This window comes from Streptomyces sp. NPDC002868 (genome assembly GCF_055563295.1).
The window spans coordinates 343,460-364,218 of the sequence record NZ_JBVHDR010000004.1; the positions used below are offsets into that span (position 1 = coordinate 343,460).

Consider the following 20,759-nt stretch of genomic DNA (forward strand, 5'->3'; position numbering starts at 1 on the left):
TGAGCAGCAAGTTCGCAGAATCGAGCGGGCTCCGTGCGGTACCGATGTGCCCGTCGTTGACCGAGGCTGCCCGTGCAACCTGGCACGGATCTGGCACGGACCTCACAACTCCACGCGAGACTCAGCGGCTTCGGGATCCCCCGCGTCCCCGCGCCGGAGAACGACGTGCGCCGGCCGGAACGGCAGTGCGCGCAAGGTCGCTTCCATGACCCTGAACAGAGCGTCGGCATCCGGGCCGTACGCGTACAGCACAGCCTCGCCTCCACCGAACTCGTTGCCCTCCACCTCACCTACGCCCGCATCCTCGACGGCTTCCGTCATGGCACGCTCTGCATCGAAAACGAGCGCGCGCTGGCCAGGCGCACCGAAGCCTTCGCCGCCAAGCTGGAAGTGAGCAATCACGGCCTGCTCCGGGCTACTCACCTCAGGCAGATCAAAGTGTGTGTCCTCCATGCGGGACACGCTCTCACCAGACTCTGACATCCGAGGCGCAGCGTCCCCCAGCATCGTGTGACACACGCTTCAGGAGTTTGATCAACAGGACGCCACTGGATGCCGGGGTAGGGGGTGCGATGGCACAGCGAACCGCTGGGGACCGTGGTCGTGCGCTGTCGTTGATGTCAGGTGCGGATGTCAGGCAGGTCGAGGCACGATGCTCACCGCGCGGTAGTCGTACCCGTCCTGTTTGAAGCCGGGGGCTTCCCACGTGAGGTCCACTTGCTGTCCGGGCGCCAGGGTGCGGAACCCAGTCATCTGTATGTCGGAGTAGTGGCCAAAGCAGCCGCCGGGAGTCTCGGGGGAGTCGAGCACGCCCCACCCTTCCTCGTCGCGCCACTCGCGGACAGTCGCAGTCACCATGAGCCGAACCTTATGGGCTCTGTTTGCGCCGGCGTACTTGGGACCTCAGCTTGGGAAGCTGGGGTCTTCTACGGGCAATTGCCGGGCTGACCTGTGGCGGAGCGGTTACGGCGCCTGACTGGCCAACGACCTGGTCTCTGCCATTCCCCGTGGTTCCCGGCGATCTGGCACGTCTGTGCGGATGGCCCTGGCCGACGCCAGGACGTTGTCAGGTGTTAGCTGCTGGCGCGATGGGCCGGTTCGATGTCCCCGTTGAGGGCACGGCGGCCAAGGGGGGCGGGAATTGAAAGGTCCCCAGGGTCGCCTCGGGACTCCAGTCGCGCCAGCGCACCGCCCCCTCCCACCGCCCCTGGCGACGAGACCTCTTCGTCCCGAAGCAACCTGGGCGGGGCCGCTACCTTGGGTTTGTACGCCGCGCACCTGTGTTGATGGTCTGTGGACTTCCGTGCTCGTCCGTGGCTGTTCGTCGGCGTTGTCACGCAGTTAGACACTCACCGCCCGATCGCACGGCGCGGCGCAGCCGTGGCCTGGTCCAGGGCACCGCTTCTCCGCCAGGATCCGCCGGGCAGGTCGAGAGTGGCCCTCGACAGCGGCCAGCACCTCACCGAGACTAATTGGTGTGGGGGACAGCGCGATGTGGGTCGCAGCTTTTACTGGCGGCACGGCCGTCTTCGCAAGCTGGGTGACCAACCTGGGGAACGTGCGGACCGCCCGGGTCCAAGTCGAGGCTTCGGTACAGGCTCAGCATCGGGGACGTGTGCGGGAGCTGCAGCGGGAGGCTTACCTCGAGCTGATGGAACGCGCCCACGTCACCGGCGAGTTGTACCGGAGGATCATTAATGCGTTTCACGAGATCTCCAGCCCGGACCAGCAGCTGGCGCGCCTTGAGGATCTACGTTCGGAGCTACGCGAAGCCTACGCCCCTCTCATGCACAGCGTCCGTGTCGTCATCCTGGAAGGCCCGTCCACGACCGCCGTAGCGGCCCAGGCCGTCTTGGACGCGGCGCTGGAGGTCAACCGGTGCCTGTGGCATATCACCCGCGGTGACGCCGATGCACGCGCTCGCTTCGACGAAGTGCGGGAGGCGTATCTGCGGCGCCAGGGGCAGTTTGTTGAATCGGCGCGCGCGGCGATGGAGGCGTCCTGATCGGCCTGCTGGGCCACTGACTCAGTCACCGAACGTCGGTGACCATCGGCCACGCCCCAGGGCCGATCAGAGCTAGGTGGGAGATTCACGACCACTTTCTGTAAGCCTGGCACCGGTCGCGGACGCGTCTGCGCTGGGCAGCCGTCCGGGGGCGATGGTCCTGCTAACGAGTATCTGCGCCACCACGCGCCCCGGTTGACCGTGGCTGATCGCCCTATCGGGCACGGATGGGGCACGGCCATCTTCTGTTCCGTAGCTCTAGCCGGATCGGTCAGCGTCGGTCATACCGGTCGCTTCAAGGTCCTGGAGGGACGTTAGCGGACGTGGACGGTTGCTGTGGTTGCGGTACTCCGCTGCTGTACTTCGCCTATAGCGAGCGCTGCTGACCGGCCTCGGACGGCCCGCAGGCGCCCCAGCCCACTGCCGATCGAGCACGTGGCGGGTATGTGGCAGGAGACACGGCAGACTGCCGTCATGTGGATAGCAATGGCAGTGATGACGCTGGTCTTCGTGCTCGGGCTGGCCTCCGCGGTTGTCCAAGTTCGTAAAGGCCAGTGGTGGACGGCTGGCGCGGTTTTTCTTCCCGTCCTCGGCATGGTGGTGATGCTGCTTGGCGGCGTGGAGCGGCAGAGCACGTCGCTCTTCTGGCTGGGATGCCTGTTCGTAGCGGCCGGCTTCGGCGCGGAGGCCATGGCCTACTGGAGAACTCGAACTCTTGGGAGGGAGCAGGCGGGCCAGTGACGGAGCGACGCGTCGAGGTCGGTGGAGCCAATGGGCGAGTCAACCGATCAACGATCTTGAAAATCGTCGTGGCAGCGATGCCACCGTGGGTTCAAATCCCACACCCACCGCACGTGAACGGCCCCTGACCAGCGAAACCGGTCGGGGGCTCTCACTGTTTCGGCACTCCGTGACCGACTGCCGTTCCCCGTGGTTCCCCGCTCGTTCGGGCACGCGAGGGGCACGTTGATGGAATGATCCAACGTGTCGGTGGCGGTCTGAGGCGGAGGCGTTCTGTTGCAGGAAGCGTTGTACGTGCGATTCCAAGGGACCACTCGAAGCGAGCGGGGCCATTTCCCCGGAGTCTTCGCCCTGGTCAACGGTCTGGCTCGTGAGGGCCGGCTGACCGAGGAGCAAGAGCGATTCCGGCGGACTAACAACGACTGGTATGACGCGAACTACGCCAACCCGTCAGACAGCGATCCGACCGTTTATGACCATCAACTGAACCCTGGCGCTGTGGCGTGGTTCAAGGTGTCGTCTGCTGAGCTGATCAAGCGCGTGGATGGGTACTTGGAGATCCTTGCCGGGCATGGTGTTGCCTGCGAGCGAGCTGAGTCCTTGGAACCTGGAAAGATCATCTACGAAGATGAGGACCAAGTTGTTGTGGTGCCTCGTCAGAAGGCTCTTGACGAGACCTGAGCACGACATCGGCGTGAGGTCGGTGGAGCGGCTTTGGGCTGGAGCTGCTTTGGGGCGAGTGATCATGGCCCCTTACGCTGGCCGCGATTCGGGCAGCACCTAGCCTGCCCGCAACAGCCCGAATCGGGGCCATGATCTTAGAGGCTCGCCCCAAAGTGGCTGCCTAAAGCCGTGGAGGCTTCGCTTGCGTGATCACACCGTCATCGTCGGCTTCGGCACCAAGGGCCGGTCCGCGGTACAGACGCTGACCGCCACGGGCCTGAAGGAAGAGCAGATCGTTGTCGTCGACCCCAGCAGCAAGGTGATCGAGGCCGCGAACGCCGACGGCTTTGTGGGGGTGGTCGGTGATGCGACCCGCAGTGATGTGCTGCTCCGCGCCGAGGTGCAAAAAGCGCGCCAGATTGTCATCGCAACGCAGCGCGACGACACGGCGGTGCTGGTCACGCTGACCGCGCGGCAGCTCAACCGTGGAGCGAAGATCGTCGCCGCGGTGCGCGAGGAGGAGAACGCGCCGCTGCTGCGGCAGTCCGGCGCCGACGCGGTGATCACCAGTGCCAGTGCGGCGGGGCGGCTGCTGGGTCTGTCCGTGCTCAGCCCCAGTGCGGGGACGGTGATGGAGGACCTGATCCAGCAGGGCAGCGGGCTCGACCTCATTGAGCGGCCGGTGATAAAGGCCGAGGTGGGGCGCAGTGTGCGGGAGACGGATGACCTGGTGGTGAGCGTGCTGCGGGGGCACCGGCTGCTCGGATACGACGATCCTGCGGCCAGTCCATTGCAGTTGACGGACCGCCTCATCACCATCGTGCGCGCCGAGGAAGGCGCAGCACTCAACCGCCCTGAATAGGGCCGCTCCGGAGTAGCCTCGCGGCCATGTATGCGATCACGATTCCCGAACCTGGCGGCCCCGAGGCGCTTGTGTGGGCCGAGGTGCCCGATCCCGTACCTGGCGAGGGGGAGGTCCTCGTCGAGGTCGTGGCGAGCGCCGTCAACCGCGCCGACCTGCTGCAGCGTCAGGGTTTCTACGACCCGCCGCCCGGGGCGTCGCCGTACCCCGGCCTTGAATGCTCGGGGCGCATCGTCGCCCTGGGGCAGGGTGTCTCCGGGTGGGCCGTGGGCGAGGAAGTGTGCGCGCTGCTCGCCGGCGGCGGTTACGCGGAGAAGGTCGCCGTGCCGGCGGGGCAACTGCTGCCGGTGCCGGAGGGGATGGACCTGGTCACGGCGGCTGCGCTGCCGGAGGTGACCGCGACGGTGTGGTCGAACGTTTTCATGATCGCGCACTTGCGGCCGGGTGAAACGCTGCTGGTGCACGGGGGTGCGAGCGGGATCGGCACGATGGCGATCCAGCTCGCCAAGGCGGTGGGTGCGCGGGTGGCCGTGACGGCGGGCGGGCCCGAGAAGCTGGCGCGGTGCGCGGAGCTGGGCGCGGACATCCTGATCGACTACCGAGGGCAGGACTTCGTGGAGGAGCTGCGGAAGGCGACGGAGGGGGCGGGGGCGGACGTCATCCTCGACATCGTCGGCGCGAAGTATCTGGACCGGAATGTGCAGGCGCTGGCGGTCAACGGCCGGCTGGCCGTGATCGGGCTGCAGGGTGGCGTCAAGGGTGAGCTGAACCTGGCGGCGCTGCTGGGGAAGCGGGCGGCGGTGACGGCGACGTCGCTGCGGGCGCGGCCGCTGGGCGAGAAGGCGGCGATCGTGGCGGCGGTGCGGGAGCATGTGTGGCCGCTGATCGAGGGGGGCCGGGTGCGGGCGGTCGTGGACCGGAAGCTGGGGATGGCGGATGCGGGGGAGGGCCATCGGGTGCTGGAGGCCGGGGCGAACGTCGGCAAGGTGCTGCTGGTGGCGCCTGAGGGGGGCTGAGCGCGCCCGCGGTTCGCGCGCCGGCTGCGGTGTGGTGCGCCGCGTGGCGGGGGTCCGGGGTGCGGGCCAGGTTGTCCCACCCGCCCGCCCTTGAATGTGGGGGTACTGCGCACCCCCACGCCCCGGCTGCCGTGCAGGCTTCGCCGCACGGCGGGCCTCGGTGCGGAGAGCGGCGGACCGTTCCCTCCCGGTCCCTCCCGGCACTCCGGACTCCGCCGTACCCGGCTTCGCCGCACGGCGGGTCGCGTCCTTGAATGTGGGGGCAACTGCGTGCCCCAACACCCCGGCTGCCGTGCAGGCTTCGCACGGCGCGGGCCACGCTCGAGGGTGGCGGCACGGGCTTCGCCTCCGCCCGCCCTGCCGGAGCGGGCTGGGGGTTCTGGCGAGGGCCTCGGACCCCGTCGGCGCGGGCTGCGGGTGGCGGCGCGGGCTTTGCCCCCGGCCGCCCTGGCGGCGCGGGCTGAGGGCGGGTGGGACCTCGGACCCGACCGCCATGCCAGCTCGGGCTGGCGGCGTGTGACCCCCGCCGCTGAGGGCGACGGCGCGGGCTTCGCCCCCCGCCCCCTCCTGCGCGGACCTCGGAGTGGCCCGAGCCTCGGCGCCCCCGACCGCCCTGTCAGACCGGGCTGGGGGTTCTGGCGCGGGCTTCGCCCCCGGCCGCCCCGGCCGCGCGGACCTCGGAGTGGCGGCGTGCGCCTCGGATGCCCCCGCCCCTGGCGGCGCGGGCTGTCAGTACTCAGTACCAGTCGCGGAATTGGCTCGGCGCTGGGGGACGCAGTACCCCCAGCGCCGTACGCAGTACCCTTGCGCCCCTACAAATACGGTCCCGAGCGGATCGCTCCGTGCTGGCCGCCCTCGTCGTCCTCGTGCGGGGCTCCCGGGGGGAGCGCCCTGCGCATTTGTTCGAGTTGGGCGCGGGCCGCCATTTGCTGTGCGAACAGGGCCGTCTGGATTCCGTGGAAGAGGCCCTCCAGCCAACCCACCAACTGGGCTTGTGCGATGCGCAGTTCGGCCTCGGAGGGGATTGCCTCGTCGGTGAAGGGCAGCGAGAGACGTTCGAGTTCCTCGACCAGTTCGGGGGCGAGGCCGTCCTCCAGCTCCTTGACCGAGCTGGCGTGGATCTCCTTGAGCCGGACCCGGCTCGCCTCGTCCAGAGGTGCTGCTCTGACTTCCTCCAGCAGCTGCTTGATCATGCTGCCGATGCGCATGACCTTGGCAGGCTGTTCCACCATTTCCGTCACCGGGACCTCGCGCGACTCGTCGTCACCGTCACCGCCGCCGAGTGCCATCCCGTCCTGTCCCACGACAAGAATGTGGGGGCTCTCCTGCGACCGTTCATTCCTCGGCATCTCCATGCCGCCATTCTCTCGCACATGTGCCTCACCACACGGTGTGCCCCCGTACAAGGGTGATCCACCCTTGTACGGGGGCACAAAGCCGCTGGATATGGCTGGATTCGCCCGGCTCCGCCGATCAGGTCGCTTCGCGGCGGGACAGCGCGCCGCGGGAGCGGGTCACCAGCGCCGCCAGCAGCGCCGCGCCGACCGGGACCGCGACGAGCAGCGCGGCCAGGGTCTCCCAGGGCACGATGATCGGTACGTGCGGCACCGAGTTGAGCGAGCCGTAGCCCTGGTCCATCGCTTCCCGGTACCACTTCATCTGCTCGCGCTTCTCGGTGAGCCGGAGCCCGATCGCGGGCAGGACACCCGCCGCCGAGCCAAGGACCACACCCATCGCGGCCACCACACCGCACTGGAATCCGCTGAGCGTCCTGCGGACCCGTGGCGGCGCGCCCACAGCCGCCAGCGTCTTCAGGTCGGCCTCGGCATCAGCCTGGGCCAGGCCCGTGGCGATACCGGCCGCGCCGATCGTGATCAGCCCGGCGAAGACGGTCAGCGCCAGCAGGATGATGCTGTTCTCGCTGGTGTAGCCCTCCTCGACATGAAGGTCGATGTCCGAGCCGGTCTTGTCGAGCTCGCCGTCCAGCCGCTGGCGCTGCTCACTGCTCGGCATCTTGTCCGTCGAGTAGTACGCCCCGAACGGCACCGTGCTCATGCCCGCCGACTTGGCCGCGGCAGGCGGAAGGATCATCGCGACGCCGTACGAATTGGGCTCACTCGCGACCTGGTGCGCGGTGAACGCCTTGATCTCGCCCGGCGCGTCCTTGCCCTTCTGCGCGGCCTCGTCGGCCTTCTTGGTGTCGGTGATCAGACGGATGCCGATCTTGCCCTTGGTGTCGACGTTGCGCTTGTCGAACGACACGATCTGCCCGGCCGCCAGCGCCTTCTCGGCCGCAGCGTCATCGATCGCGAGCACCTTCAGCAGCTTCGCGTCACCGACCAGCACACCGCCGTCGACATAGCCGCCGCCGCCCGGGAGCTCCTTGCAGCGCCAGTCGTCGGCGAGCTTGCGGCGCTCGGCCTTGTCGAACTTCGCCGAGGGGTCCTCGTCCGGGTGGGCCGGGTCGGTCATCCACAGCGGGCACTGGTTTGCCCTGGGCACCACTACCTCGTAGCGGCCGCAGCCCTCCCCGCCGCCGTACATCGAGCAGTTGGTCTTGCCGACCGAGATCCGGTCCACATCGGCCCGTAGGTCGATAGGCAGCATCTTCTGCACGGTGGCGCGCACCGCCGGAACGTCACGGCCGCCTGCCTCGTCGAGCATCACCGAGACCGCGCCGTGCGGGAGGCGTGCCTCGTACTGCGCCTTGCCCTGGGCGTCGTCGCTCGCGGCGTACGTCGCCACGGCCACGGTGCCCGCGACGGCGGCCAGCACCGCGGCCACGGCAGGAGCCGTACGGCCACGGTTGCGTACCGCGTCCCGCAGCGCGAGCCGCGGGGAGAGCGGCAGGATACGTCCGGCCCGGCCGAACAGGCCCACCAGAGCGGGGGTCAGCGCGACCACGCCCAGCTCGGCGATGGCGCTGCCGCCCGCGACAACGATGTACTGGTCGGTCATCACCGAGCCGTAGAGCGCGATCGCCGCGCCCAGCCCGACCGCGATCAGGCCGATCACCGGCAGTACCCGGCTGCTCTTGCGTACACCCCGACGGCCGGTGAGCGAGGCCAGCACGGACTGGCGGGACGAGGCGATGGCCGGGACGATCGCGGCCATCAGGCCCGTGAACACGGCGAGCAGCCCGATGCCGAGCAGTTCCAGCGGCCGTATGTCGAAACTGCCGAACCGCTGGCCCATGTAGTCCTCGAGCAGCGGCTGCAGCGCGAAGGTGAGGAGCAGGCCGAGAACCGTGCCGACCACCGCCGCGGCGACGCCGATCACCAGGCCGCCGGCGAGGACGATGGCGCGGATGTGGCGGCGGTCGCCGCCGTTCGCGCCGACCAGACCGAGCTGGCGGCGGGAGCGACGCGCGCCGACCGCGAAGGCGGGCCCTGCCAGCAGGCAGATCTCCAGCATCGCGAGGCCGACGACGGTGCCGACCGCGGCGAGCGCCGCGGCCTTGGCCGCCGTGCTCTCCTCGTAATCGCCCCAGCCCTCTTGCTGGTAGATCGGAACGTCGGACCTGGCGGGCGGGTCGAGGGCCACGGCGCGCGAATTGACCGTTACGCCCTTGGCGTTGGCCTCCTTGACCATGTTCCACGTGAAACCACCGGGAACGCTCACCAGATGCGTGGTGCTCGCCTCGGTCACGGGCAGCCCGGCCTTTTCCAGAGCCTTGTCGAGCGGGGCGAGGAGGGCGCCCGGCAGCGCGTTGACCTGGTCGGTGTCGAGTGTGTCGGGGAGTTCGTAGGCGCCGACGATCTTGTACTCACGGTCGAGTCCGCGGGCCGTGAGCTTGGAGCCCACCTTCAGACCGCTGGTCTCCAGAAAGTGTGTGGTCGCGGCGACCTCGTCGGCCTTCTGCGGAAGCCGGCCCTGATCGACGACCATGATGCCCTTGGCCAACGGGTCCGAGGCCTTCAGCTCACGGATCTCGGTGTTCAGCAGACCGTGGGTGGTGCGCAGCTTGCCCGAACCAAGCGAGTCCGTCAGGGACTTGGCGCCGGTGGGCAGTGCCTTGTTGACGTCGGTCTTGCCCTCGGGATACGGCTTGTTCTCGAAGTCCCCCACCGGCGTTGAGCTGTTGGCGTCGGGGGTCTGCATGAGGGCGACCCCGCCCATGCCGGGGTCGTTCAGCCGTGCGTCGGCGGCGCCCAGCGAGCGCTCCAGGCTCTGCTCGGTCGACAGCTCGGCGCTGCGCAGGGTCAGATCCGCGGCGCTCACGCCGAGGATGGGCAGGGCGATCATGGCGAGAACGAGGAAACTGCGTCCCTTGGAGCGCCAGGCGTCGCGGCGGGCGATCCGGATCGCGGCCCGCCAGGAGTGGTACCAACTGTTCACAGCTCGGCCGCCTGGCCCGAGAGCAGCGAGTCGGCCTGGCTGCGGATGGTCTGGTCGACGACCGCGCCGTCGCGCAGGAAGACCACACGGTCCGCCCAGGCCGCGAAGCGCGGTTCGTGGGTGACGAGAATGCCGGCCGCGCCGCTGTCGCAGCGGGAGCGCAGCAGGGCGAGTACGGACTCGCCGGTCTCGGAGTCGAGGGCGCCGGTCGGCTCGTCGGCGAGGACGAGCCGGCGCTCGCCGACCAGGGCGCGGGCGATGGCAACGCGCTGCTGCTGGCCGCCCGACATCTCGTCGGGGAAGCGGTCGGCGAGATGACCGAGCTCCATCTCCTCCAGCGCGGCGACGGCCTCGGTACGGGCCTTGCGTGCGGAGATGCCGTCCAGCTCGCGCGGCAGGGAGACGTTCTCGGCGGCGGTGAGCGCCGGGATGAGGTTGTAGTCCTGGAAGACATAGCCGATGCTGCGGCGGCGCAGAGCGGCGAGCGTCTTGCGGTCGGCGGTGGTGATGTCGGTGTTCTCGACGATCACACGCCCCGAGGTGGGGGTGTCGAGTCCGCCGGCGATGGTGAGCAGCGTGGACTTGCCGGAGCCGGACGGGCCCATGACGGCGACGAGTTCGCCGGGAAAGACATCGAGGTTGATGCCGCGCAGGGCATGCACCTCGGTGGCGCCGCTGCCGTGAACGCGGGTGAGTTGCTGGAGTTGCAGCACTGGCTGCTGTGACTTCTGTGACTGACGGTCGGACATGGAAGGGTCCCCCCTTGGACGGACGGTGTACGAGCGGCTGGATGCCGCGAGCGGATGTACGGAGATTGGGAGAGCTGGGCGAGCGCGTCGTTTCGGTGGGCTCAGCCGGCGGCGTTCGGCGGACTGAGCCGGCCGGCGGCGTTCGGCGGGCTACTTCGGCGGCGTTCGGCGGGCTACGTCGGCGGCGCGGGCCGTGCGCGCGCCGAGCCTGACGGCGCCGCCGGAGATGCCGGGCCCTCCGAGCCTGCCGATGGGGGCTCCGTCGAAGACGCCGAAGACGCCCGCCCCGCCGGGGTACCGAGCAGGGACGCGGCCGTCGTGTGCTCCGCTCCGCGGTCCGCGCCCCGGCCGGCCGCCGCGGAGATCCGGATGAGCCGCACCTCGCAGTGGTCGAGCCAGCGCGCCTCCGCCTCGGTCTGGAAGATCAGCTGTTCCAGCACGAGCAGCCAGGCCACGTCGTCGCGTTCCTGCGAGCCCCCGCCCTCGATCGCGGCCAGCGCCTGCGCCTTGAGCCGGGTGTAGTCCTGCATCGCCTTCACGGTGTGGTGGCGCTGGGACTGGATGACGGCACGGATGTCCACGCCTGGCGCACCGACCGCCATCGCGAGCTTGATCGCCAGCTCGTCACGGGGCGGGCTGCTGCGGTCCACCGGCGTCGCGAACCAGCTCTTCAGCTCGGTGCGCCCGGCGTCGGTGATGACGTAGAGCGCATGGCCCGCGTCGTCCTCGCCGCCCTGGGCGACCATTCCGTCGCGCTCCAGGCGGTTGAGGGTCGTATAGACTTGACCGACGTTGAGCGGCCAGGTGGCTCCGGTGCGCGACTCGAACTCCGTGCGGAGCTGGGAGCCGTAGCGAGGGCCGTGCTCGAGGAGGGCAAGGAGCCCGTGGCGGATGGACATACTCGGTATGTATACCGGGTATGCCGACCGCCGCCAACCATCGAGAGGCGGAGTCTGTGCCTCCATCCTGAGGAGGACGAGAAGATCAACGACGCCGCAGCCGCACCCCGAGGAAGCCGATTCCGAGCCCCATGAGCGCCATCCCGACTCCCAGCGACAGCGGGGAGATCTGGTGCACGACAGGCTCGGGTAGTGCCTGGGGTGCCTGGTCACGTGCGGCGGCGGGTGGCGTCGGGCTGGGCGGGAGCGCCGGGAACTCCTCGGCCTCCTCGGCCTCCTCGGCCTCCTCCTGCTCCTCCTGCTCCTCCGTCTCGAGTACCTCGTCCTCCGCAGAAGGGGACTTCGGCGCGGAGGGTCGCGTACGGGACGAAGTGGCCGAAGCAGAACGAGACGCGGAAGCAGAATCGGAATCGGACTCGGACTCGGAAGGCGATGCGGACCGTGCGGCGGACGGCTCACGGTCGGGGCGGCCCTCGCCGTCCGGGCTCTCGGACTCGTCCGGGCTGTGCGACTGGGAAGTCCGTCCGGGCCTCTTCCGCCCCTCCCCGGCCTGCCGCCCCGCGAGCGAAGCGGAGGCGGAAGCGGTCGGCGCGGCGGCAGGCGTGGCGGCAGGCCTGGCGGCCGGGGCGCGGTCGGGGGCCTCGGACTCCTCGGCGTACGCAAGGGGCGTGGCCAGCACCAGGAGCGCGGCGACCGCGATCGCGCACCGTGTGCGGAGCATTGGAGTCACGGGGGGACCCCCTCCCGTGCCGAGTCGCCGAGAAGTCGCCGAGATGTCGCCCATATCGGACTCAGCGTCACATGCCTTGACACTTCCGGCATCTCGGGGGAGGGGAATGGGGGACGGCCCGGCACACGCAGTGCGTGCCGGGCCGTCCCCGGGGGTGCGGTGCGGCTCGGGCTACCCCGACTTGCCCGTGGAGATCGTCAGCTCGAACTCCTGGTTCTCCGGCACCACGGCCTGTCCCTGGCTGGGGTACTGCACAACCACGGCGTCCTTGGGGTACTGAGGGTTGTCCACCTCGGTCACCTTCCAGGTCCACCCGGCGGCCCGCAGACACTCCTTCACCGACAGAAGGTCCTTGTAGAGGAGGTCGGGGGCCTGGACTTTCGCCGGGTCCGTGCCGTCTTCCGTGGCCTCCGAGCACTTCGTCTTCTCGATCGTCCGGGTGCGGTCCGGAGCCAGTCCCCCGGAATCAGCCGACTCGCTCGAGCTCGGGTCGCCGCCCGTGTTGTCCCCGCCCCCCGAGTTCTTGTTCAGCGCGATCGCCGTGATCAGGCCGCCGACCGCCAGCAGTGCCACCACTATCGCGCCCACGATGACCGGCATGTTCCGCTTGCCGCCACCGCCACCGCCGCCCGAAACCCTCGTCTGGGGCGCGATGTTGTACGGCGGCGGCGTCGACGCCACCGGCCCAGGCGTCTGGTAGGCAGGAGGGGGCGGCGTGTGCGGATAGCCGTACTGCGGCGTCGGAGCCGGCGTGTGACTCTGCATGGGCGCCTGCGCCTGCGCGGGCGCCGGCGCCGGAGTCGGCGGACCGTACGGACCCGGCTGGTACGGCGTCTGCACGCTCTGCGGCGCCGGAGTCGACTGATCCAGCGGCGGGAACACCGCGGAACCCACCCCCGCGCCGCTCGCCGCCGGAGCGCCGCCGATGATCACCGGCGCGCCCGTCTGCCCGGCGCTCGCCACCCGCGCGCACTCGTCGCGCATCGCTGCGGCGTTCGGGAAACGTTCGTTGGGGTTCTTCTTCAGCGCCCGCGCGACCAGTGCGTCCATCGCGGGCGTGACGGAGCGGTTGATCGTGGACGGCGCGACCGGCTCCTCCTGCACATGCGCGTACGCGATCGCCAGCGGCGAGTCCGCGTCGAACGGGATCCGCCCGGTCAGCAGCTGGAACAGCATGATGCCGACGGAGTACAGGTCGGACCGCGCGTCGACGCCGCGCCCCAGCGCCTGCTCGGGCGACAGATACTGCGGAGTGCCGACCACCATGCCGGTCTGCGTCATCGAGGTGACGCCCGACTGCATGGCGCGCGCGATGCCGAAGTCCATCACCTTGACGATGCCCCGCTTGGTCATCATCACGTTGCCGGGCTTGATGTCGCGGTGGACCAGGCCCATTTCATGGCTGGTCTCCAGCGCGGCCAGCACATCGGCCGTCACCTTCAGCGCCTTGTCGGCCGGCATCGCGCCATACTGCTGAATATCCGCCTGCAGTACGGATCCGAGCGGCTGGCCCTCGACGTACTCCATGACGATGTACGGCATCAGCGAGCCGTCGAGCTCGTCCTCGCCGGTGTCGAAGACCGAGACGATATTGGTGTGCGACAGCTTGGCGACCGCCTGCGCCTCGCGCCGGAACCGCTCGCGGAAGGACTGCTCCCGCCCCAGTTCCGTATGGAGCGTTTTGATGGCGACCTGGCGGTCGAGCGCCGAGTCGTACGCCAGATACACGGAGGCCATGCCGCCTTCGCCGAGCAGGTCGCGAAGCTGATACCGGCCGCCCGCTACGGAACCACCCGCATAGCGGCCCTGTGCGCCGTCCTGGCTCATGACTGTGCATCCCCCTCGGCGCAAGGCCCGATGGCCCGCGATGATCCCGTTGCTCTTTGGGGCAAGTCTGCCCGAGGGGTCCGGCACGTCAAGCCAGGTGCCCGTTCCGTGACCGTACGCATAGGAAGCGTCTCGGAAGCGTTACAGGAAAAGCATGGAATTTGCATGGCCGCACGGGCAGCGGGTTTGATGGCCGGTCCACATCGAAAGAGGCCACTCACGCGAAGGCTGTAGCGTGACGTGGCAGAGCACCCTGAGGACGACAGCGAACACCCGCAGGCACGGTACGCACGCGGACAGATTACGACGGCGAGGACTGATGGCACCCGAACCCGAAGCAGGCGGCGGCGGAGTGCCGGATGCGGCGGACTCCTGGGGCATCGGCGGAGTGGTCGGCGACGGCCGCTACCGCCTGACGCACCGTCTCGGACGCGGCGGCATGGCCGAGGTGTTCGCGGCGGAGGACGTACGGCTCGGCCGCACGGTCGCCGTCAAGCTGCTCCGTTCCGACCTCGCCGAGGACCCGGTCTCCAAGGCCCGCTTCACGCGCGAGGCACAGTCGGTCGCCGGCCTCAACCACCACGCCGTGGTCGCGGTCTACGACTCCGGCGAGGACGTGGTGGGCGGCCAGACCGTCCCGTACATCGTGATGGAGCTGGTCGAGGGGCGCACCATCCGCGATCTGCTGGTCAACGCGGAGGCCCCGCCGCCCGAGCAGGCGCTGATCATCGTCTCCGGGGTGCTGGAGGCGCTCGCCTACTCGCACCAGCACGGCATCGTGCACCGCGACATCAAGCCCGCGAACGTCATCATCACCAACTCCGGTGCGGTGAAGGTGATGGACTTCGGCATTGCGCGCGCCCTGCACGGCGCGCAATCGACGATGACCCAGACCGGCATGGTCATGGGCACGCCGCAGTACCTCTCCCCCGAGCAGGCGCTGGGCAAGGCCGTCGACCACCGCTCCGATCTGTATGCCACGGGCTGTCTGCTCTACGAACTCCTCGCCCTGCGGCCCCCGTTCACCGGCGAGACCCCGCTCTCGGTGGTCTACCAGCATGTCCAGGACATCCCGGTGCCGCCGTCCGACGTCTCCGACGCGGTGCCGCCGGAGCTCGACGGTCTGGTGATGCGCTCGCTCGCGAAGGACCCGGACGACCGGTTCCAGAGCGCGGAGGAGATGCGCGGTCTGGTGCAGTACGGGCTGCAGATGCTGCAGCAGCAGGGCAGCCACACCGGCACCTGGGGCACCGGTCCCGTCGAGACGCACGACGGCGGATTCACCCCGGCGATGGGGACGACCGGGCCGACCGCGATGCACCACCCCGTGCACGGCGAGACCTCGCAGAGCCCGATCCTGCCGCCGATGAACCCGAACGACGGCGGATACGACGGCGGTAACCGGGACGGCCGGAACGGCAAGGGCGGCGGTCGCGGAAAGATGTGGCTGTTCGCCGTGCTCGCGGTGATCGCCATCGCGGCGGGCGTCGCCTTCGCGCTGGACAAGGCGGGCAACACCGGCAAGAGCCCGAAGGACAACACCACAATCTCCCAGACCCCGTCCACGCCGGACACCTCGCCGACGCCGACCGACGAGGAGACGGAGCAGAGCGAGGAGCCGGGCCCCACGGGCGACGATGAGCAGCCGTCCTGGACGCCGTCCGACCCTCCCTCGTTCACGCCGAGCGATCCGCAGACGCCGACGGACGACCCGACCACGGCCGAGCCGACGGAGCCGACCGGCGACCCGACGGACGACCCCACCACGGCCGATCCCACGGAGCCGACCGACGACCCGACGCAGTCGACGGGCAACCCGGGCGACCCGGGAAGCAACGGGGGCTGACGGGCCCCGCGACGGTCTCACCCCCGCGACGGTCTCACCCCGCGAAGGCCTCGCACACCGCCTCGTACTCCCTCGTCCACCACACCGCCAGGGCCGACGCCGCAGGAAACTGCGGGTCGGCCCTCCGGTCGTGCAGCTGGTAGCGCCAGCGCAGGATCCAGAAGTCGTTGAGCCGCTCCCACCACACCCGGTGCACCGCCGCCGCCAGCTCCGCCGCGTCCGCGCCCGCCGCCCGCCGGTAGGCCTGTGCGTACGCCCGTACCTTCGTCAGCTCCAGCTCCCCGGCCGGCTGGACGAAGAAGATCGCCGCTGCCCGTACCGCCTCCTCCGCGCGCGGGTGCACACCCAGCCGGTCCCAGTCGACGATCGCGGCCGGCTCCGCGCCCCGGTAGAGCAGATTCAGCGGGTGGAAGTCGCCGTGCACCCAGCCGCCCGCGGAGGCCGGCGGCGGTCTGCGGTCGGCATGGCGCTCCAGCAGCGCGCGCCGTTCGAGCAGCCGGTGCTCGGCGAGGCCGTCGAAGGCGTCCCGGGGCCGCGCACTGCGCGCCAGCCCCAGCAGTTCGTCGATGAGCGTGAAGGTCTCCTCGGGGTCGGCGCTCTCGTACTCCCGGCACGCCGTGGCGTCCACCGCCATGACCTGCTCCAGACAGGTGTGTACGAGGCCGAGGAGTGAGCCGAGCCGCCGCGACTGGAGTGTGGTCAGCTGTGCCCCGTCGCGGTGCCGTCCGTCGATCCAGGGGTGCAGGGCGTAACACCGCCCGCCGATGACCGCGACCGTGTCTCCGTTCGCGTCCTCGACGGGTGGCGCGACCGGCACGCCGAGCGTCTGGAGCCGCTGGGTGGCCCGGTGCTGGCGGGCGATGGCCTCGTGGTCGCCGTCGAGATGGTGCTTGAGGAAGTACGCGCCACGGGTGGTGGCGAGCCGGTAGCCGCGGTTCAGGAGCCCCTGGGTGACAGGCTCGCAGGAGACGGGTTCGCCCGGGTCGGCGTAGCGGCGCAGCAGCGCATCGACGGGTGGGGCAGTTACAGATGAGCGCGGCACTCGCCAGATGCTAGATCACGCAGCGTGGCCGAGCGGCAGCTCTTGCAGATAATGCCAGAGTGTGCATAGAGAAATAGAATGATTTTTCCCTCTTCGCGCGCGAAAGCGGTCTCGCACATCTACTCTTCCCGTGTCCGGGGTGCCCGGGATAACGTGCCCGTGTTCCGGCGGCCTGCAAGGCTGTGACCAGTGGTTGTTCCCGAATTTCTCGATTTACTTGGAAATCCAAGCAAAATCGCAGGTCAAATGGGGTTTCGCAGTAATGCTTCCCACTGGGTAACGTGCCATTGGCAGGGCGCTCGCCGGGACACCTGTCACGCCTGATTCCGGCCGAGCGGCACCCCACCCCGTGCACGGGTACGGGAAACAGGCGAGCCGCACTGGCCAACCGGCGAACCCGGGGGCCGGACCGACGGAGGAGCACGCACGTGACCGTGGAGAGCACTGCCGCGCGCAAACCGCGACGCAGCAGCAAGCGCGTCAGCGCCGCGAACAAGCCACAGAGTTCCGAGCCCCAGCTCGTACAGCTGCTGACGCCTGAGGGAGAGCGCGTCGAGCACCCGGAGTACGAGATCGACCTGACCCCCGACGAGCTGCGCGGGCTGTACCGGGACATGGTCCTGACCCGCCGCTTCGACGCCGAGGCCACCGCTCTTCAGCGGCAGGGCGAACTCGGACTGTGGGCGTCGCTGCTGGGCCAGGAGGCCGCACAGATCGGCTCGGGTCGCGCGCTGCGCGACGACGACTATGTCTTCCCGACCTACCGCGAGCACGGCGTTGCCTGGTGCCGCGGGGTCGACCCGACCAATCTGCTCGGCATGTTCCGCGGTGTGAACCACGGCGGTTGGGACCCGAACACCAACAACTTCCACCTGTACACGATCGTCATCGGCTCGCAGACGCTGCACGCCACCGGCTACGCGATGGGCGTGGCCAAGGACGGTGCCGACTCCGCCGTGATCGCGTACTTCGGCGACGGCGCTTCCAGCCAGGGTGATGTCGCCGAGTCGTTCACCTTCTCCGCGGTCTACAACGCCCCGGTCGTCTTCTTCTGCCAGAACAACCAGTGGGCGATCTCCGAGCCGACCGAGAGGCAGACCCGGGTGCCGCTCTACCAGCGCGCCCAGGGCTTCGGCTTCCCCGGCGTCCGCGTCGACGGCAATGACGTCCTCGCCTGCCTGGCCGTGACCCGCTCCGCGCTGGAGCGGGCCCGTCGCGGCGAGGGCCCGACGCTGATCGAGGCGTTCACCTACCGGATGGGCGCGCACACCACCTCGGACGACCCGACCAAGTACCGGGCCGACGAGGAGCGTCAGGCCTGGGAGGCCAAGGACCCGATCCTGCGGCTCCGTACGTACCTGGAGAAGGCCGGCCTCGCCGACGAGGCGTTCTTCACGTCCCTGGACGAGGAGAGCGAGACGCTCGGCAGGCGGGTGCGTGAGGCCGTACGGGCCATGCCCGACCCCGACCACCTGGCGATCTTCGAGAATGTCTACGCCGACGGGCACGCGCTCGTCGACGAGGAGCGCGCCCAGTTCATCGCGTACCAGGCGTCCTTCGCCGAGGAGGGCAACTAACCATGGCTGTACAGAAGCTCCCCATCGCGAAGGCACTCAACGAGTCGCTGCGCAAGGCGCTCGAGACCGACCCCAAGGTCCTGATCATGGGTGAGGACGTCGGCAAGCTCGGCGGCGTCTTCCGGGTCACCGACGGACTGCAGAAGGACTTCGGCGAGGACCGGGTCATCGACACCCCGCTCGCCGAGTCCGGCATCGTCGGCACGGCGATCGGGCTCGCGCTGCGCGGCTACCGGCCCGTCGTGGAGATCCAGTTCGACGGCTTCGTCTTCCCCGCGTACGACCAGATCGTCACGCAGCTCGCGAAGATGCACGCCCGCGCGCTCGGCAAGATCAAGATGCCGGTCGTCATCCGCATTCCGTACGGCGGCGGCATCGGCGCGGTCGAGCACCACAGCGAGTCCCCCGAGGCGCTCTTCGCACATGTCGCGGGCCTCAAGGTGGTCTCGCCGTCCAACTCCTCCGACGCGTACTGGATGCTCCAGCAGGCGATCCAGAGCGACGACCCGGTCATCTTCTTCGAGCCCAAGCGGCGTTACTGGGACAAGGGCGAGGTCGACACCGAGGCCATCCCCGGCCCGCTGCACAAGGCGCGTATCGCACAGGCCGGCTCGGACATCACGCTCGTGGCGTACGGTCCGATGGTGAAGGTCTGCGTCGAGGCGGCGGCCGCGGCCGCAGAGGAGGGCAAGTCGGTGGAGGTCATCGACCTGCGCTCGATGTCCCCGATCGACTTCGACACCATCCAGACGTCGGTGGAGAAGACAGGCCGGCTGGTCGTGGTGCACGAGGCCCCGGTCTTCTACGGTTCCGGCGCGGAGATCGCCGCCCGGATCACCGAGCGGTGCTTCTACCAACTGGAGGCCCCGGTGCTGAGGGTCGGCGGCTTCCACGCGCCGTACCCGCCGGCCAGGCTCGAGGAGGAGTACCTCCCGGGGCTTGACCGGGTGCTGGACGCCGTCGACCGCTCGCTCGCGTACTGAGGAGTGCCGTGACCATGACTGACACTTCCACTCGCTTCCGTGAGTTCAAGATGCCCGATGTGGGCGAGGGACTGACCGAGGCCGAGATCCTCAAGTGGTACGTCCAGCCCGGAGACGTGGTGACGGACGGCCAGGTCGTGTGCGAGGTCGAGACGGCGAAGGCGGCCGTCGAGCTGCCGATTCCGTACGACGGCGTGGTGCACGAGCTGCGCTTCGAGGAGGGCACGACCGTCGACGTCGGCACGTCGATCATCACGATCGATGTGGCGCCTGGGAGCGGTGACGCGCCGGCCGCGCCCGTGGCCCAGACGTCGGCCGCGCCCGTCGCTCCCGCCGTCGAGGAGGCCGAGCCGAAGGGCCGCCAGCCCGTCCTCGTCGGCTACGGCGTCGCCGAGACCTCCACCAAGCGCCGCGCCCGCAAGGGGACGGCGGCGGTGCCGGAGCAGGCCGCCGCGGCAGCCGCGGTCCAGGCCGAGATGAACGGCCACAGCGGCACGGCCACGGCCACCGCGGCCCGCCCGCTTGCCAAGCCGCCGGTCCGCAAGCTCGCCAAGGACCTGGGCATCGACCTGGCGACGGTCACCCCGACCGGCCCCGACGGTGTCATCACTCGGGAGGACATCCACGCGGCGGCCGCTCCGGCGACGGCGCCCGCACCTGCGGCCGAGCCCGCCCCTGTCGCGCCGCAGCCCGTGGCCGAGGCCCCGGCGCCAGTCGCGGCGGGTGCGCGCGAGACCCGTATCCCCATCAAGGGCGTACGGAAGGCCACCGCGGCGGCGATGGTCGGCAGCGCCTTCACCGCGCCCCACGTCACGGAGTTCATCACGCTCGACGTGACGCGGACGATGAAGCTTGTCGACGAGCTCAAGGCCGACAAGGACATGGCGGGGCTGCGGGTCAATCCGCTGCTGCTCATCGCCAAGGCGCTGCTGGTCGCGATCAAGCGCAACCCGCAGGTCAACGCCGCCTGGGACGAGGCCAACCAGGAGATCGTGCAGAAGCACTACGTCAACCTGGGCATCGCGGCCGCCACCCCGCGCGGCCTGATCGTCCCGAACATCAAGGACGCGCACGACAAGACCCTGCCCGAACTGGCCGCGGCGCTGGGTGAGTTGGTCGCCACCGCGCGTGAGGGCAAGACGACCCCGGCGGCGATGCAGGGCGGCACGGTGACCATCACCAACGTCGGCGTCTTCGGCGTCGACACCGGTACGCCGATCCTCAACCCCGGCGAGTCCGCGATCCTCGCGGTCGGTGCGATCAAGCTCCAGCCGTGGGTCCACAAGGGCAAGGTGAAGCCGCGCCAGGTCACCACGCTCGCGCTCTCCTTCGACCACCGGCTGGTCGACGGCGAGCTCGGCTCCAAGGTTCTCGCGGATGTCGCGGCGATCCTGGAACAGCCCAAGCGGCTGATCACCTGGGCCTGACCGGCCCGCGACCGGCCTGACGACAGCCGCCCCGTTCCGTAGTGCGGAACGGGG

17 protein-coding genes, 1 tRNA gene and 1 pseudogene are annotated in these 20,759 nt (G+C 69.6%); 10 read left to right on the top strand and 9 right to left on the bottom strand.

Annotated elements, in window-relative coordinates:
• Positions 1-102: 102 nt before the first annotated feature.
• Positions 103-453 (bottom strand): hypothetical protein, encoded by a 351-nt coding sequence (locus ACZ3H8_RS15735; protein ID WP_467401919.1) that lies wholly within the window; start codon positions 451-453, stop codon positions 103-105.
• A 180-nt stretch (positions 454-633) separates the two neighbouring features.
• Positions 634-858: a cold-shock protein gene (locus tag ACZ3H8_RS15740; RefSeq protein WP_467401921.1), complete on the bottom strand. Its 225-nt coding sequence runs from the start codon at positions 856-858 to the stop codon at positions 634-636.
• 619 nt (positions 859-1,477) lie between these two features.
• On the opposite strand from ACZ3H8_RS15740, the gene ACZ3H8_RS15745 reads away from it, so the two are divergent.
• The 6 genes and pseudogenes from ACZ3H8_RS15745 (at position 1,478) to ACZ3H8_RS15770 (ending at position 5,287) form a co-directional block, all read left to right on the top strand.
• Complete coding sequence (locus ACZ3H8_RS15745) at positions 1,478-2,005, top strand: hypothetical protein (protein ID WP_467401923.1); 528 nt, start codon at positions 1,478-1,480, stop codon at positions 2,003-2,005.
• Positions 2,006-2,500: 495 nt separating this feature from the next.
• A complete protein-coding gene (locus ACZ3H8_RS15750; protein ID WP_467401925.1) occupies positions 2,501-2,746 on the top strand; it encodes a hypothetical protein in 246 nt (81 codons plus the stop codon).
• 20 nt (positions 2,747-2,766) lie between these two features.
• A tRNA-Ser gene (locus tag ACZ3H8_RS15755) sits at positions 2,767-2,856 on the top strand.
• Between the two features lie 166 nt (positions 2,857-3,022).
• Complete coding sequence (locus ACZ3H8_RS15760) at positions 3,023-3,427, top strand: hypothetical protein (protein WP_467401927.1); 405 nt, start codon at positions 3,023-3,025, stop codon at positions 3,425-3,427.
• 163 nt (positions 3,428-3,590) lie between these two features.
• Positions 3,591-4,271, top strand: a pseudogene (locus tag ACZ3H8_RS15765) (potassium channel family protein); the annotation flags it as partial.
• A gap of 26 nt (positions 4,272-4,297) precedes the next feature.
• A complete protein-coding gene (locus ACZ3H8_RS15770) occupies positions 4,298-5,287 on the top strand; it encodes an NAD(P)H-quinone oxidoreductase (protein ID WP_467401929.1) in 990 nt (329 codons plus the stop codon).
• Between the two features lie 812 nt (positions 5,288-6,099).
• On the opposite strand, the gene ACZ3H8_RS15775 is transcribed toward ACZ3H8_RS15770, so the two are convergent.
• The 6 genes from ACZ3H8_RS15775 to ACZ3H8_RS15800 all read right to left on the bottom strand — a co-directional run bounded on the left by ACZ3H8_RS15775 (position 6,100) and on the right by ACZ3H8_RS15800 (position 13,830).
• On the bottom strand, positions 6,100-6,642 hold the full coding sequence (locus ACZ3H8_RS15775; RefSeq protein ID WP_356224526.1) for a bacterial proteasome activator family protein: 543 nt from the start codon (positions 6,640-6,642) through the stop codon (positions 6,100-6,102).
• A gap of 118 nt (positions 6,643-6,760) precedes the next feature.
• A complete protein-coding gene (locus tag ACZ3H8_RS15780) occupies positions 6,761-9,625 on the bottom strand; it encodes an ABC transporter permease (protein WP_467401933.1) in 2,865 nt (954 codons plus the stop codon).
• Positions 9,622-10,374, bottom strand: a complete 753-nt coding sequence (locus tag ACZ3H8_RS15785) for an ABC transporter ATP-binding protein (RefSeq protein ID WP_467401936.1) — start codon at positions 10,372-10,374, stop codon at positions 9,622-9,624. The genes ACZ3H8_RS15780 and ACZ3H8_RS15785 overlap by 4 nt, the downstream gene beginning before the upstream one ends.
• 173 nt (positions 10,375-10,547) lie before the next feature.
• A complete protein-coding gene (locus ACZ3H8_RS15790) occupies positions 10,548-11,273 on the bottom strand; it encodes a PadR family transcriptional regulator (RefSeq protein WP_467401938.1) in 726 nt (241 codons plus the stop codon).
• An 85-nt stretch (positions 11,274-11,358) separates the two neighbouring features.
• On the bottom strand, positions 11,359-11,994 hold the full coding sequence (locus ACZ3H8_RS15795; protein ID WP_467401940.1) for a hypothetical protein: 636 nt from the start codon (positions 11,992-11,994) through the stop codon (positions 11,359-11,361).
• Between the two features lie 180 nt (positions 11,995-12,174).
• Positions 12,175-13,830 carry a protein kinase domain-containing protein gene (locus tag ACZ3H8_RS15800; protein WP_467401943.1) on the bottom strand — a complete coding sequence of 552 codons (1,656 nt, stop codon included), beginning with the start codon at positions 13,828-13,830 and terminating at the stop codon, positions 12,175-12,177.
• Positions 13,831-14,149: 319 nt separating this feature from the next.
• Between ACZ3H8_RS15800 and ACZ3H8_RS15805 the strand changes: the two genes are divergently transcribed.
• Entirely contained in the window at positions 14,150-15,676 is a 1,527-nt protein-coding gene (locus tag ACZ3H8_RS15805) for a protein kinase domain-containing protein (RefSeq protein ID WP_467401945.1), read from the top strand.
• A gap of 34 nt (positions 15,677-15,710) precedes the next feature.
• Here ACZ3H8_RS15805 and ACZ3H8_RS15810 read toward each other — a convergent pair whose 3' ends face one another.
• Complete coding sequence (locus tag ACZ3H8_RS15810) at positions 15,711-16,718, bottom strand: phosphotransferase (RefSeq protein ID WP_398990179.1); 1,008 nt, start codon at positions 16,716-16,718, stop codon at positions 15,711-15,713.
• A 428-nt stretch (positions 16,719-17,146) separates the two neighbouring features.
• On the opposite strand from ACZ3H8_RS15810, the gene pdhA reads away from it, so the two are divergent.
• Genes pdhA through ACZ3H8_RS15825 form a run of 3 tightly spaced genes read left to right on the top strand, consistent with a single transcriptional unit; the run spans position 17,147 to position 20,705 of the window.
• A complete protein-coding gene (gene pdhA, locus ACZ3H8_RS15815; protein WP_467401948.1) occupies positions 17,147-18,295 on the top strand; it encodes a pyruvate dehydrogenase (acetyl-transferring) E1 component subunit alpha in 1,149 nt (382 codons plus the stop codon).
• Between the two features lie 2 nt (positions 18,296-18,297).
• Positions 18,298-19,278 carry an alpha-ketoacid dehydrogenase subunit beta gene (locus ACZ3H8_RS15820; protein WP_356224509.1) on the top strand — a complete coding sequence of 327 codons (981 nt, stop codon included), beginning with the start codon at positions 18,298-18,300 and terminating at the stop codon, positions 19,276-19,278.
• Positions 19,279-19,292: 14 nt separating this feature from the next.
• Positions 19,293-20,705: a dihydrolipoamide acetyltransferase family protein gene (locus tag ACZ3H8_RS15825; protein ID WP_467401951.1), complete on the top strand. Its 1,413-nt coding sequence runs from the start codon at positions 19,293-19,295 to the stop codon at positions 20,703-20,705.
• The last annotated feature ends 54 nt before the right edge of the window (positions 20,706-20,759 follow it).

What these genes read in the sequence shown, in the direction of transcription:
- ACZ3H8_RS15775 (WP_356224526.1), bottom strand. Translation starts at nt 6,642, where the DNA reads ATGGAGATGCCGAGGAATGAACGGTCGCAGGAGAGCCCCCACATTCTT.
- ACZ3H8_RS15800 (WP_467401943.1), bottom strand. Translation starts at nt 13,830, where the DNA reads ATGAGCCAGGACGGCGCACAGGGCCGCTATGCGGGTGGTTCCGTAGCG.
- ACZ3H8_RS15735 (WP_467401919.1), bottom strand. Translation starts at nt 453, where the DNA reads ATGGAGGACACACACTTTGATCTGCCTGAGGTGAGTAGCCCGGAGCAG.
- ACZ3H8_RS15790 (WP_467401938.1), bottom strand. Translation starts at nt 11,273, where the DNA reads ATGTCCATCCGCCACGGGCTCCTTGCCCTCCTCGAGCACGGCCCTCGC.
- ACZ3H8_RS15770 (WP_467401929.1), top strand. Translation starts at nt 4,298, where the DNA reads ATGTATGCGATCACGATTCCCGAACCTGGCGGCCCCGAGGCGCTTGTG.
- ACZ3H8_RS15825 (WP_467401951.1), top strand. Translation starts at nt 19,293, where the DNA reads ATGACTGACACTTCCACTCGCTTCCGTGAGTTCAAGATGCCCGATGTG.
- ACZ3H8_RS15740 (WP_467401921.1), bottom strand. Translation starts at nt 858, where the DNA reads ATGGTGACTGCGACTGTCCGCGAGTGGCGCGACGAGGAAGGGTGGGGC.
- ACZ3H8_RS15750 (WP_467401925.1), top strand. Translation starts at nt 2,501, where the DNA reads ATGACGCTGGTCTTCGTGCTCGGGCTGGCCTCCGCGGTTGTCCAAGTT.
- ACZ3H8_RS15785 (WP_467401936.1), bottom strand. Translation starts at nt 10,374, where the DNA reads ATGTCCGACCGTCAGTCACAGAAGTCACAGCAGCCAGTGCTGCAACTC.
- ACZ3H8_RS15820 (WP_356224509.1), top strand. Translation starts at nt 18,298, where the DNA reads ATGGCTGTACAGAAGCTCCCCATCGCGAAGGCACTCAACGAGTCGCTG.
- ACZ3H8_RS15805 (WP_467401945.1), top strand. Translation starts at nt 14,150, where the DNA reads ATGGCACCCGAACCCGAAGCAGGCGGCGGCGGAGTGCCGGATGCGGCG.
- ACZ3H8_RS15795 (WP_467401940.1), bottom strand. Translation starts at nt 11,994, where the DNA reads ATGCTCCGCACACGGTGCGCGATCGCGGTCGCCGCGCTCCTGGTGCTG.